Source organism: Paenibacillus pseudetheri (assembly GCF_924513355.1).
GTDB lineage: Bacteria > Bacillota > Bacilli > Paenibacillales > Paenibacillaceae > Paenibacillus_AQ > Paenibacillus_AQ pseudetheri.
In genome coordinates, this window is sequence record NZ_CAKMAB010000023.1 from 1 (window position 1) to 12,643 (window position 12,643).

11 protein-coding genes are annotated in these 12,643 nt (G+C 44.2%); 10 read left to right on the forward strand and 1 reads right to left on the reverse strand.

Annotated elements, in window-relative coordinates:
• Positions 1-425 precede the first annotated feature (425 nt).
• The 9 genes from L1028_RS19210 (at position 426) to L1028_RS19250 (ending at position 9,009) form a co-directional block, all read left to right on the forward strand.
• Positions 426-1,538: an amidohydrolase/deacetylase family metallohydrolase gene (locus tag L1028_RS19210; RefSeq protein WP_234537684.1), complete on the forward strand. Its 1,113-nt coding sequence runs from the start codon at positions 426-428 to the stop codon at positions 1,536-1,538.
• On the forward strand, positions 1,504-2,607 hold the full coding sequence (locus L1028_RS19215; protein WP_234537703.1) for a DgaE family pyridoxal phosphate-dependent ammonia lyase: 1,104 nt from the start codon (positions 1,504-1,506) through the stop codon (positions 2,605-2,607). Before L1028_RS19210 ends, L1028_RS19215 begins: the two co-directional genes overlap by 35 nt.
• A 1-nt stretch (position 2,608) precedes the next feature.
• Positions 2,609-3,361: a 2-dehydro-3-deoxy-phosphogluconate aldolase gene (gene dagF, locus L1028_RS19220; protein WP_234537706.1), complete on the forward strand. Its 753-nt coding sequence runs from the start codon at positions 2,609-2,611 to the stop codon at positions 3,359-3,361.
• On the forward strand, positions 3,354-4,370 hold the full coding sequence (locus L1028_RS19225) for a sugar kinase (RefSeq protein ID WP_234537708.1): 1,017 nt from the start codon (positions 3,354-3,356) through the stop codon (positions 4,368-4,370). The genes dagF and L1028_RS19225 overlap by 8 nt, the downstream gene beginning before the upstream one ends.
• Before the next feature lie 41 nt (positions 4,371-4,411).
• Positions 4,412-5,092 carry a GntR family transcriptional regulator gene (locus L1028_RS19230; protein ID WP_234537712.1) on the forward strand — a complete coding sequence of 227 codons (681 nt, stop codon included), beginning with the start codon at positions 4,412-4,414 and terminating at the stop codon, positions 5,090-5,092.
• 247 nt (positions 5,093-5,339) lie between these two features.
• Positions 5,340-6,332, forward strand: coding sequence for an ABC transporter substrate-binding protein (locus tag L1028_RS19235; RefSeq protein ID WP_234537734.1), 993 nt, complete (start codon positions 5,340-5,342; stop codon positions 6,330-6,332).
• Entirely contained in the window at positions 6,313-7,089 is a 777-nt protein-coding gene (locus L1028_RS19240; protein WP_234537737.1) for an ABC transporter ATP-binding protein, read from the forward strand. Before L1028_RS19235 ends, L1028_RS19240 begins: the two co-directional genes overlap by 20 nt.
• Entirely contained in the window at positions 7,083-7,835 is a 753-nt protein-coding gene (locus L1028_RS19245; protein ID WP_234537739.1) for an ABC transporter permease, read from the forward strand. Before L1028_RS19240 ends, L1028_RS19245 begins: the two co-directional genes overlap by 7 nt.
• A gap of 85 nt (positions 7,836-7,920) precedes the next feature.
• A complete protein-coding gene (locus tag L1028_RS19250) occupies positions 7,921-9,009 on the forward strand; it encodes a low temperature requirement protein A (protein WP_234538179.1) in 1,089 nt (362 codons plus the stop codon).
• A gap of 95 nt (positions 9,010-9,104) precedes the next feature.
• Here L1028_RS19250 and L1028_RS19255 read toward each other — a convergent pair whose 3' ends face one another.
• Complete coding sequence (locus tag L1028_RS19255) at positions 9,105-10,052, reverse strand: serine hydrolase domain-containing protein (protein WP_279306886.1); 948 nt, start codon at positions 10,050-10,052, stop codon at positions 9,105-9,107.
• Positions 10,053-10,221: 169 nt separating this feature from the next.
• On the opposite strand from L1028_RS19255, the gene L1028_RS19260 reads away from it, so the two are divergent.
• Positions 10,222-12,585 carry a YcdB/YcdC domain-containing protein gene (locus L1028_RS19260; protein WP_234537745.1) on the forward strand — a complete coding sequence of 788 codons (2,364 nt, stop codon included), beginning with the start codon at positions 10,222-10,224 and terminating at the stop codon, positions 12,583-12,585.
• Positions 12,586-12,643 lie beyond the last annotated feature (58 nt).

A 12,643-nucleotide genomic window follows, 5' to 3' on the forward strand; every position in this document is an offset into this window, starting at 1 on the left:
TTTTTTACAATAGAAAACGAATCCACGGTGCACTAGGCTACCTTTCACCGGTTCGGTTTGCTGCGCAATTTAATAAGAGAAAGGCAGCATAATGGGTGTCCACTTTCTTGACAGAGGTCCAAAATTCCGTATAACCTGTTCAGATAACAGCTGTGACCTAATTTATAGGGAGGTTTTCCCTATAACACGTTCTACCTAAGCAAAATCCTCTACCAACACTAGAGTTCTTACTCGCCAAACCACTGAAAATTGCTGCGGAGAGTACAACAAGTGCTCCATAAGCTATAAATTCAAACTAAGTAATGCCTATTAACCCGACAAGGTGATTTAGTTTTTATATATAAACATTATAACGTTATATTTACTTAATGCGGTTTTCGTGTTATTTTAAACATTATAATGTTATATAGAAAAAGGTGAGAACAATGGATGAAAGATACGTGCTCCGTCAGGTGAAACGAGTAAGCGGAGAAGAGATCGACATTGTAATCGAGAATGGCAAGATCGCTGAGATCACCCCGGCAGGTGAGGCGCGTGGGAGGCAGGAGTGGGAAGGTTTAGGCGCGTACGTATCCAGCGGCTGGATCGATATGCATGTGCATGCCTTTCGCGAATTTGATCCGTATGGTGACGAGATCGATGAGATCGGTGTCCGGCAAGGGGTCACCACTCTAGTCGATGCCGGCAGCTGCGGGGCGGATCGGATAGGTGACCTGGCTCGGGACGCGTCTCTGGCTAAGACGAATGTGCTGGCTTTCTTAAATATCTCGCGGATCGGACTGCTAAGAATTGACGAATTATCCAACTTGGAATGGATTGATAAGGAGAAGATCCTGCAAGCTGTCCGAACTTACGGGGAGATGATCGTGGGATTAAAGGCCAGAATCAGCAAGAGTGTTGTCGGTGCCAGCGGGATTGAACCACTGCATATTGCACGTAGCCTCTCAATAGAGACGGGGCTGCCGTTAATGGTACATATCGGTTCAGCACCGCCAGATATCAGAGAGGTTATGCCCCTTTTGCAGCGTAAGGATATCGTGACCCATTATCTCAACGGAAAAGAGAATAATTTGTTTGCTGCGGATGGTCAGCCGCTTCAGGTACTGACTGAGGCTATTGAACGGGGAGTTCATCTGGATGTAGGGCATGGAACAGCAAGCTTCTCATTTAAGGTAGCTGAGGCAGCTAAACGTAACGGTATTGGACTGAATACGATTAGCACGGATATTTATCGAGTGAACCGAATGAAGGGACCTGTCTTCAGCATGTCTAATGTACTTTCCAAGTTTCTAAGTTTGGGCTATGCTCTGGATGAGATTGTGGCAGCGGTTACTTCTAATGCGGCGGAATGGCTGGGTAGGCCGGAGCTAGGCCGAATTCAGGTGGGAGATTCTGCAAACTTGACCCTCTTCACCCTGCAGCATAAGTCTGCAGTGCTTGTTGATTCTGAAGGAGAAGAAAGAGTGACGGATAAAGTAATCCATGCAAAAGGAGTGGTTATAGGTGGGGAATTCATTAAATGCGAAATACGGGCTTAAACGCGTAATCAATGCAAGCGGCAGAATGAGTATCTTGGGGGTGTCGGCTCCGTCTGACACAGTGATGGAGGCGATGAAGCAAGGCGGACAGAGTTATGTGGAAATAGCGGATCTGGTGGATAAAGCCGGAGATTACACGGCACGAATTCTCGGCGCTGAAGCAGCGCTTATCGTTAACTCAGCCTCCAGCGGTATTGCATTGTCCGTTGCGGCGCTAGTGACCCAAGGTAATCTGCGCCGCAGTGAACGTTTGCACCAAGAAGTCATTCCACGCAATGAAATCATCATTCTGAAGGGGCATAATGTACAGTACGGAGCTCCAGTGGAAACGATGGTCTATCTAGGCGGAGGGAAATTAATTGAGGTCGGTTATGCGAATGAAGGCCGGGCCGAGCATATAGAGGACGCCATTGGTGAGCATACAGCTGCCATTCTGTATGTGAAGTCCCACCATGCGGTGCAGAAAAATATGTTGTCCGTTGAAGAAGCGTGGGAGATCGCCAAGCGTAAAGGGGTGCCGCTAATCGTTGATGCCGCAGCGGAAGAAGACCTCTGTAAATATGTGAAATGCTCTGACCTGGCGATTTATAGTGGGTCCAAGGCGATTGAAGGGCCTACCTCCGGTATCATTGCCGGCAAACGTAATTATGTGGAATGGGTTAAGGTCCAATTGTATGGAATAGGGCGCAGTATGAAAGTCGGTAAAGAAACAACCTTTGGCCTACTGCAAGCTTTAGAGGAATACATGGTGAAGGAAGACAGAAGCGACATCGAGCAAGCGTCTTTGCAGGCACTAATGGCCCTGAATCATCTTCCTGGAATTCGTGTAGCCATTGTGCAGGATGAGGCGGGGCGTACCATCTATCGCGGCCGAGTTCAGGTTGATCCTCAGCAGGCTGGTATTACGGCGAAGGAATTGGTAGAGGGGTTGCAGCAAGGCCAGATTGCGATCTATACCCGCGATTATGGAGTGAAGCAGGGATATTTCGATATTGATCCACGGCCGCTTCTGGGGGATGATCTGCAAGTGATTGTAGACAGCATTCATAAATTAATAGGGGGACAATAAGATGACGATTTCACAACGTTTTTATAAGGGCCGCACCGCATTAAATGTACTCGCTAAAGATATCGCTAATGCTAAAGAGATTTATGAAGCGGCGGAAGGATATGTGCTGGTCGGTGTGCTCTCTAAGGATTATAAGACGGTTGAAGAAGCCGTAACAGCCATGAAGCAATATGGTCAAGAGATTGAAGATGCTGTATCCATTGGCTTAGGTGCAGGAGATAATCGCCAAGCGGCAATTGTGGCCGAGATTGCTAAGCATTATCCGGGTAGTCATATTAACCAGGCATTCCCGGTGGTTGGAGCTACACGCGCTAATCTTGATGGGAAAGACAGCTGGATCAACAGCATGATCGCCCCTTCTGGTCACGCTGGTTATGTGAATATTTCTACAGGAGTCTTCAGCGCTGCGCAGAGTGAAGCGGCGATTGTACCTATAGCATCAGCCATTGCGCTTGTTCGGGATATGGGTGGTAATGCCCTGAAGTATTTCCCGATGGAGGGATTAAGCCGTAAAGAGGAGTACCGCTCTGTCGCTAAGGCCTGTGCTGAGGCAGGGTTTGCACTCGAACCAACCGGTGGAATTGATATGGACAATTTCGAGGAAATATTGGAAATTGCGCTTGAAGCAGGGGTGCCACAAGTGATTCCACATGTCTACTCATCCATTATCGATAAAGAATCGGGCCAGACCCGGACCCAGGATGTGCGTGATTTGCTTGGAATTATGAAGAGGCTGACAGATAAATATGCCTAAACGAATCGGGGCATTCGGAGAAGTGATGATGCGTCTGCAGGTGCCGGGAGTTCAGCTGCTATCACAGGGAAACACATTGAATTATTCATTCTCTGGCACCGGGGTTAATGTCAGCTCTGCACTGGCACGCTTCGGGCATGAAGGTGCTTTGATTTCACGTTTGCCGAATACTTCTTTGGGAGAGGCTGCTGCGGCGTATTTGCGAAAGCTGGGGATTTCTTCTAGGCTCGTTATACGAGGAGGAGAATATCTAGGCTTGTATTTCTTGGAGAATGGATTTGGTGCACGTCCAAGCAAGGTGACTTATAGTAATCGTCTGGAGAGCAGCTTCAATACGGCACCTGAGGAAACTTATAATTATGAAGAGATTGCGCGAAGTCTGGATGTGATCCATTTCTGCGGCATTACGCTGGCTATGAACGATAGTGTACGTCATCATATGAAATCTTTGGCTAGAGCTGTCAAGCAGCAGGGTGGGACTGTGATCTTTGATTGCAACTATCGTCCGTCCTTGTGGGGACCAGAAGGCTATTCACAAGCGAAGCCACATTACGAGGAGATGCTGCAGCTGGCCGATATCGTAATGATGAATGAGAAGGACGCGATCTTTATCTTGGGGATGAGCTCGGTACAAACTGAACGTGAAGAGCAGCTGATCGAACTTATTCCGGCAGTTGCGAAGCAGTTCGATATCTCGGTGATCGCAGGCACCCATCGCAGTATTCATGGTGACAATTCACATTCACTGCGTGGGTTTCTTTATAAGAATCAGAGCTTCTTCTTTTCGGATACGCTGAGATTTCTCGTCTATGATAGAATAGGGGCTGGAGATGCCTATACGAGCGGAATTGTGCATGGCGAGCTAACAGGATTTACACCTGAGCAGACCGTACGGTTTGCCGCTGCCGCTAGTATGCTGGCCCATACTGTCGAGGGCGACACTCCCATGGCTTCTGAAGCGGATATACTTCGAGCTATGACTCTATCCGTAGGCGATGTAGAAAGGTAGTGAACCTCTTGAGTTTGTCCCGAAAAGATAAGCCCTTATATATGCAAATTGCAAATATTATAAAGGATCGGATTCTTCACGGAGTCTATCCTATTGGATTGAATATTCCTTCCGAACCTCAGCTGGAGCAGGAATTCAATGTCAGCAAGATCACTGTGCGCGGTGCCATTCAGGAGCTCGTCCAAGAAGGATTTCTGGAGAAAGGGAGCGGCAAGGGAACGAAGGTGATCCGTAATACCTCATCCTCCAAGCTGTCCAAGTGGAAAAAATTCACGGAAATTCTAGTGGATGAAGGGCATCAAATTCGGAAGCAATGGCTGAAGGCGGAGCGAGTATATAATGAAGCCGAAAGTGAAGCCTATCGTTTATTCGGCGAACGTTGTATACGCTTGGAACGCATATACACCCTCAATGATATTCCATACGTTCATTACACACATTATTTAGTAAATGGTATGGATGATTTGGACCTACTAGACTTAAGTGCCCAGTCCTTGTATGAACTGCTTGAAGAGCGGAGCGTTTCCTTAGAGAAACTGCGTGATGAATTTTCCGTTGCCGTTCCTCCGCCTGATGTAGAGGAGATATTGCTCCTTGATAAGAAGTGTCCCTTGTTGAAGCGAACCCGTTATTCTTATGATGAGCTGGGTAAGGTTACTGAATATAGTATCGGCTTTTACAATACAGAGCTGCAGAATTATGTAGTGAACTATGAGGTATAGTTAGCGAAAATCCGGAGCAGTTTGCAGGGGGGGATTCCTTGCAGGATGGTTCGGATTTTTTGCATCTAAGCATGTGATAAATATAACTATTTAAATTTATGAATATACAAGCTGTGATGACTGATGTAAAATTACACTACCTGAAGCGTCCTGGAACAGCTTAAGGGCTTTTTGCATGCTCTTTTGCCGATTGCAAAGAATAGGGGCATGTCTACTATAGAAAGATTAATGGAGGTAGGAGAGTTTTATGAAGAAAAAAGCACTAAAAAGAATGTTGATGTTGTCGATGATGGTCGTTGTCATCGCTGTACTTGCAGTTGGTTGTGGTTCAAAGAATAACACGAATACAGCATCAACAGAGGGAAACGCAGCAGAGACCTCAAAAGAAGCTGTTACTTTATCGCTTGGTTTATTGCCCTCGATTGATGCGATTCCTTTTGTAATTGCTCATGAGCAAGGTTTTGATAAGAAACATGGAGTGAACCTAGATATCCAAACGTTCAAGAGTGCAAAAGACCGTGATGTCGCCTTTCAAGCAGGCAAGTTAGAGGGGATCAGTGCTGATTTGGTTGCGATTTCTATCTACAATGAAGCCGGGCTGGATGTGAAAATCACTAGCACAACTTTTGGTGAATTCGATTTATTGACTGGGAATGATGCCATCCAAGATGTGAAGGATCTGAAAGGCAAAACCGTGATTTTGTCCAAAAATACTTCCACACAATATACGGTGGCAATGATGCTGAAACAAGCGGGTTTGACAGAAGATGATATTACGGTAACTGAGGTTCCACAAATCCCTACCCGTTTAGAATTGCTTAAGAACAATAAGGCGGATGCAGCTATTTTGCCTGAACCATTTGTAACTATGGGTAAAGCTTCAGGCTTGCGCGTGCTTAGCTCAACGCATACAGCGGGAGTGAATCCATTTGTATTGGCCTTCCCGCAAACCGCTATTGATGCTAAGGCAGATGCGATTCGCAATATGTATGCTGCTTATGACGAGGCTGTAGCGTATATGAAATCTCATGATCAATCCGAATATATCGATCTTGTGATCAAAGAAGTTGGTTATCCAGAAACGTTGAAAGATGAGATCAAGGTGCCTGATTATGTCCCTGCCAATCAAGTGGATGTGAAAGAAGTAGAAGCCGCATTTGCATGGGCACGGGAAAAAGGTTTGCTTAGCAAAAATATCTCGGCTGTAGATGTGATTTCTGATGTCCAATTCAAGAAATAAAGGACTCGTCATTAAGGACCTTAAAGTAGAGTATAAGACAGGTCAACTGGCCTTGGGAAAGATGGATCTATCTTTACCGGAGCATGGGATTTACACGATCATCGGACCCTCTGGCAGCGGAAAATCTACTTTATTACGGGCGATTGCGGGCTTGCTGCCAAGCTATATGGGGCAAATTCTTTTTAATGAAAAATCCGTGCATGATAAAGAAACTCTGATCGGTCTGGTACCGCAAAACTACGGGCTTCTCCCTTGGAAGACTGTACATGATAATATTCAAATTGCAATGAGGATCTCGCATACTGCGAGCACATCCAAGCAAGAACGGGAGAACCAGATTAATCAGTGGCTTTCATCGATGGGAATCTCTGATTTAGCTGAACGTTACCCTCTATCTCTCAGTGGAGGACAGCAGCAAAGAGTGGCAATCGCCAGAGCATTCGCCATTTTGCCCACTATTTTACTGCTGGACGAGCCTTTCTCCGCACTTGATGCGATTACGCGGGAAACGCTGCAGATTCTCTTTTTGGATAACTGGTTAGCGCACCCGGCGACTACCTTATTTGTTACCCATGATGTGGAAGAAGCTATTCTGCTGGGGCAGAAAATTATTGTTATGCCATCTAATAAAGAAGAAGCTCCAGAAATGATCGACAATCAATTGGTGTTTCAGATGAAGCATGAAGATAAGCGGGACAGTGTAGATTTCTTTGAGCAGACTAAGCGAATCAGAAAGGTAATGCAGGAGATATGGTGAGAAAAAATCGGATTCATCACATCATAAGACTGTTGTTTGTGTTCTTTTGTATGAATGTGGTTTGGTATATTGCCTATTTGCTTATGAATCATTCGATTTTGCCGAGTCCATTCGCTGTATATAACGCTATGTTTCACTTAGGTGGTCAGGAGATTGCTTTAAATGTAGGGTATAGCTTGTTCAGAATTTTTGCAGGTGTAGTGCTGGCGTTAATCATTGGACTGCTCATTGGTCTTCTGATGGGACGTTCGCTGACTTGGAATAAGCTGCTGGACCCTGTCGTCTATTTAACCTATCCTGTCCCAAAAATCGCTCTACTTCCCGTTGTGATGCTATTCTTCGGGCTTGGTGAAACGTCTAAAATCTTAATGATCATGCTGATTCTCTTGTTCCAGATTATCATCTCCGTCAGGGATGGTGTGAAGGCTATTCCTGAGAATACCTATGATGTCTTAACGAGTATAGGGGCAAGTACGGTGCAGAAATTCTGGCATGTGACACTGCCGGGTGCACTGTCGGTCATTCTGAGTACGATTCGTATTTCGCTTGGAACAGCGATATCTGTCCTCTTTTTCACGGAGATTTATGGTACCGAGCATGGTATGGGCTTTTTCATTATGGATGCTTGGTTAAGACTGGATTATCCGGAGATGTACGCGGGAATTATGCTGTTCAGTTTGGTGGGGTTTGTCCTCTTCTTACTTGTTGATTTTCTTGATTACAAGTTTATGAAGTGGCGGAATTAGCTGTGTCAGGGATCCAACACATCCAAACCAAGGGAGTAAAATGATGAATAAGCGCACATCGGGATTTGAGCACAGTACAGCATCCATTGCTGAGAAGAAAGTTACTTGGCTGGAACTATTTTATGATCTGCTTTTTGTAGCTGCAGTTTCAAAAGCGGGTCATGTCCTATTGCATGTAGAGGCGGGTACAATACCGCTTGAATACTTATCCAAGTTCATCTTAATATTTGTTCCGATCTGGTGGGCTTGGGTAGGGCAATCGCTATTTGTAAATCGGTTTGGACAAGACATCTTTTCACATCGGATATTTCTGATTCTGCAATTATTTTTTGTATTAATAATGACGGCGAGCTTATCGGTTAACTTCGATCAATATTATATGCCATTCTTAACAGGTTATGTTGGTTTAAGAGCTATGACAGCCATTCAATATCTTACGGTAAATAAGAATGAAGCGGCTGATAGAAAGAGCACTGCCCGGTATTTGGGAAGTCGATTTTGGATTGGATTAGTGATCTCTGCTTTATCACTTTTCTTCGACTCTTGGATTCGTTATGTAGTACTGTATGCGGGAATTACTATAGACATCTTGCTCCCCTTAATCGGTCGGAGATACTTGGTGAAAAGCCCTATAAATACTCATCATTTATTAGAGCGTTTCTCCTTGTTTACCCTCATTCTACTTGGCGAATCAGTGGTCAGTATACTTGCGGTCTTACAGTCCAGCCAATGGACGTGGCAATCTATTTTATTTGCACTATTAACTTTTCTATTAATTATAGCTATGTGGTGGCAATATTTTGATAATGTTGAAAAGAAAGTGGACAAGAGCATAGAGACTGCCGGGCAAACCATAATTTATGGGCATTTATTTATTTATGTATCCTTGAGTATGATTGCAGCTTCGATCCAACTGCTATTTTTAGATCAGCTGAATTATACATTTATGGTGTGTTTTATTTTTGGATCGGTACTGCTCTACTTCTTCTCTACCTCACTGGTCTTCCATAAATATAGAAGTTTACAGCAAAGATTAGGGATATTTCATTTAGCGTTATTATTAGGTTTACTTGGCGTTTTTTTCGCAGTAGATTTATTGTTCCTGGTTCCTAATTACCTGATCATTGGAGAAATGATGTTATTTTTCGTTGTGTATGCAAAATTAACGACTTGAGCTTCGTTGTGTCGAAGCTGAATAAGAAGAAGGAAGCCGGGTCAGTCAACCGGCTTCCTTCTTTCATAATGGGAGTGTGTGGTATCCCCCTATCGTTACTGCCCAAGAAGCGCTGGCACGATAAATCGACCGAACACATTAGCCGGTGAGCCTTTCTTGTATTTATCCGCAGTGATGGCTGCGACCAGCTCGTAGGAAGGAACCACAATAATATGCTGGCCCATGAAGCCAAGCGCAAAATAATAAGGGATCTCATTTGGCTGCTGCTCTGTACCTGCATGGAATGAGGATACCCACCAGTGCCATCCGTAGAAGCCCTTCTGTGGAAGCGTGGCTGCAACATAAGGGCGAGTGGACTTCTGAACAGTACCCGAATGAATGAGCTGCTGATCCTTCCAGCGCCCCTCTTGCAAATAAAGGAGACCGAATTTCAACATATCCTCAGGCTTCATATAAAGGCCAAAACCACCGGTATGTATGCCTTGCGGATCACTGTCCCAGCGGTAGCTTTCGATGCCAAGCGGCTGAAATAGCTGATCTTCAGCAAATGCTGCAACGTCTTGTCCAGAACATTCACGCAGGATAGCGGATAAGAGCTGAGAGCAACCGGAGTTATAGTTCATCACAGTACCTGGCATATGAGATAGCGGCTGGGCGAGCACAAACTTTATCCAGTCTGCGGTTCTAGTCATGGTCGGAAAGGAATTCTGCCCCCCAAACTCCGTCCAGTTAAAGCCTGCAGTCATTGTTAATAAGTGACTGATTGTGATCTCTCTTTTTCTTGGATCCTGATCCTCCTTTAATAAAGGGAAAAATAGAGAAATTGGTGTATCAGGTGGTGGAATGATTTGTTTATCTATGGCTATGCTGACTAGGGCGGCGAGCACGCTTTTGGTGCATGAGTTAATTTTACCTAGTTCCTTAGCGATTTCATGCTCGCGATAATGCTCCATTATGGGTTTTCCATGTTGAACGATTAGACAACTACGAATTTCTAGGCCAGTAATACCGTCTATAAGCGGCTGAAGGTTCCAATCAGTGATGTGAATGGCCCCCTTTCATAGATGATTAAGCTGTAGCTGCCTACCATTATAGCTTATATAGCATACATTACATAAACCTTGTAATTTCCTGTCGTTAAATAAATATGGAAAATATAAGGAGATATCTGTATAATGTTATGAATCACGTGTTAGAGGAGGATGAATTCTTTTGAAAAGCAATAATACTCACTTTGTTCATCAGACAGTTAAAACGGTATTGATCACTTCAGTGGCACTCGCGTTATTGTTACCTCCAAGCTTGGCCGCAGCCGATTCTACATCTGTTAGTAGCAACACTTCTGTAACACAGGTTAGCGCACAAGCCCCGACTACTACTACGACCTCCGAGGCTGATCCGACAAAAGTAAAATTTACGCAGGAGCAAGCGGTTGCGAAGCTAAGAGAACTATTCCCATCTTTAAAAGATGCAACTGTAAACAATGTTCAACTGGGATCTAACCAAAGCTCCCCCGTTCCAACAAATCAAATGATCTGGAATATTCAGTGGCAGATTCAAGAGGGGAATATGGGACATGGCTTTAGCAGTGAGATAGATGCCATTAATGGAGATATCATCAATACGTACATTTCATACCCTCGTGAGAACAACGAATCCTATTATCCACCGAAAGTATCGCAGCCTCAGGCACTGGAGATCGCCAAGGCTTTTGTGGCTAAAGCAGCCTCATCGGTTAAGAGCAGTGATCTGCAATTAAATGAGAATGCTGGTTATAATTACTTTTCGAATGCTTTATTCGGTCCTGTTCAATATGGTTATTACTTCAGTGTCATGAAGAATGGTATTCCTTCTGGATCGGATAACATTAACATAATTGTGGATGGCAACGGAAATGTAACGCAATTCTCTAAGTTTTCTCAAGGACTTGAATACCCGTCTGCGCAGCCCAAGATTACCCTGGAGCAAGCACAGAAGCAATTTGCGGAACAGTTTGATGTAGGTCTTTTTTACACTCCTATTTATAAGAACGGAAAACCTAACAACTGGATTGTAGGCTGGCGTCCAATAGATCAATCTCTATATCCTATCGATGCATTGACCGGCAAGAGAATAGATTTAGAAGGAAAAGAATCCGTATCCACTGCAGTCGTGTATTCAGATTTAACCAAGACCAAGGATGTCTTTCAAGCAAGAAGCTCAACTACAGAGCTCTCTGCAAAAGAAGCAGAGCAGCTTGTAAAGAAGGTTGCTTATATTCCAGCAGATCGTAAATTGATCTCTCAAAGCTTGAGAAATGACTATCAGGATACGGATCGGAAGATCTGGCAGTTAAACTGGGGTGGTAATGGAAATGAACGTTTCATTGGTGCTGGCTTCCCAGAACAATCCTCTGCCGAGATCGATGCAAAGACTGGTGAAATATTGCAGTACCAAGCTCAAGCTTATGGTGTTACTCAGGATAAGAAGGAAGAGCCGGCTCCTGCTGGAGGGAAGAAGCTTAGTGAGACTGAAGCTAAGACCAAAGCACTTAGTATAATTAATAGTCTATATCCTCAGGCGAGTCAGAAGCTAAAGCTTGTAGAATATGGAGCTAACTCAAGCGTGACTTCAGACGGATCAGGATACAGATATCAGTTTATTAGAGTTCATCAAGGGATTCCTGTGAGTGACAGTACCATTTCGGTAAGCTTGGATCTTTACGGCAGACTGATTTCTTACATGGGGAATCGGATAAAAGGTATTGATGAAATCACATTATCGCCTGATGAAAAAATTTCCAAGAAGGAAGCGCTCGAAACCTATAAACCTAAATATCAAACTAAGCTAAGATACACTCAGGTTGGTGGATACAATGCTTATAATAGCTATGTAGCGCCAAAGGTGAAACTGATATATGATACAACCATTGCTGAATTTAATGGATTGTCTCAGGTTTTGGATGCAGCCACTGGAAAATGGGTTGCGGTCTATGATTACCTTGGTCAGCAAGATGCTCAAATATCTGCGACGGATATCAAAGGCCACGCAGCGGAACAACCTTTATCAGAATTAGTAAAATACCATGTGATTACTCCGGATGCCGATGGCAAAGTGAACCCAGATCAAGAAATATCTGTTGGCGATTGGTTAACCTATCTTGCCAAGGCTTCTAATCCGAATTTCAGCAATTATTATAATAATAATGAACGAAAAACTGTGGCAGGCGTGAAGCCTGAAAATTCTTATTATGATGCTGTTACTTATGCAGCAGATCGTAAGTGGATCAACAAGGATGAGAGTCTGCAAATAGATAGTAAGTTAACCCGGGAACAGCTTGCTGTTCAGCTGGCTAATTTTTTGAAATACAACAAACTCTCAGCCTATCTTGATAAAGATGTAACTGTAAGTCAATTTAGCGATAGTTCATCTATAAACAATAAGGGTGCAGTGGCTCTTGTTGTGAAATTGGGACTCTTAAAGGATGACAACGGCAAGTTTAATCCGCAGCAGACAGTAACGAAAGCACTGGCGGCTTCGGTGATTATGAAGCTAGTGGAACTGCAAGGAAAGACCGATCAGATCATTGGTCAATAAGAATAGGGGATAAAAGAAAATAACCCGAAAGACAAACACCTTTACAGAAAGGGTGCGT